This window comes from Dorea sp. OM07-5 (assembly GCF_003481355.1).
In the GTDB taxonomy this organism is placed as follows: Bacteria; Bacillota; Clostridia; order Lachnospirales; family Lachnospiraceae; genus Dorea_D; species Dorea_D hominis.
Map to the genome: position 1 here is coordinate 1 of NZ_QUKZ01000054.1, position 913 is coordinate 913.

Annotated in this window: 1 protein-coding gene; it reads right to left on the reverse strand. The window is 37.7% G+C overall.

Annotated features, from left to right (window positions below; all coding sequences use genetic code 11):
* Nucleotides 1-79: 79 nt before the first annotated feature.
* A partial coding sequence (locus tag DXC04_RS15660; RefSeq protein WP_207665593.1) for a hypothetical protein occupies nt 80-913 on the reverse strand: 834 nt, incomplete at its 5' end.

Here is a 913-nt window from a genome sequence, read left to right on the forward strand (position 1 = left end):
GAAACAGCAGGGAAATTCTGTTTCATATATTCAGAAATTGCCCTGCTGTTTCTCTTTAACTATCGTACAGTTCTGTAAATCAAATCTCTATCGCATCTAACAGCTTCATATCTCCATTTTGCTGCCGCACAAACACAAAGACAATATTTCCACAAGTCTGTACCGTATATTCTTCATTCCGCTTATAGCCGTTCACTTTGCTTTCTTTGATACATTTATCATCTTTCACCTGATAACGTTTTACAGTTCCTTTGCAAAATGTCGAATAATAGTTATCTGATGCTGCAAGCACCTGTTCTTTGTCTTTGATTACCTTATGTAGAATTTTTCCCGTTGATAAATCAATCCGTGCAAATCCACTGCCTTCAAATTCTGCTAAAGAACCTGTTCGGTTCACGCCACGTCCATCATCTCCATAAGATATAAATCTCACAAGGGCAGTATTTTTCTTTACATCTGCAGACACGATGCTGTACTTGTCCGTAATACAATTTGCATAATCTTTCCATTTGTTTTCTCCGGATATTTTCAGCAAATCATCACGGACATATAAATCTTTGCCATCATAATTAACTACCATATTCTCTGTTAATACAAGCCGTTTTTCATGTTTGTCTACAAATGCAACTCCAGCGATTTTACCAGTTATTTTCAACGCTTTCTCTTTGTCCATCCATTGCACTTTGCTGTCCGACCGGTCAACAATAAGCCATAAATCCGGTAATTCCACTGCCCGGTATTCTTCTAACATCTTATTCCCATCTGCCGAATAGTCTGTTGTCTGATCTAAAATTTCCGAAGACATTTTGCCCGGTCTTGCCACATCGTCCAGATCAAAACTATACACATACCGTATTCCTTTTAAATCTTTCACATAGCAATACAGATTCTTCTGTCCTGTATAAAGCCATAT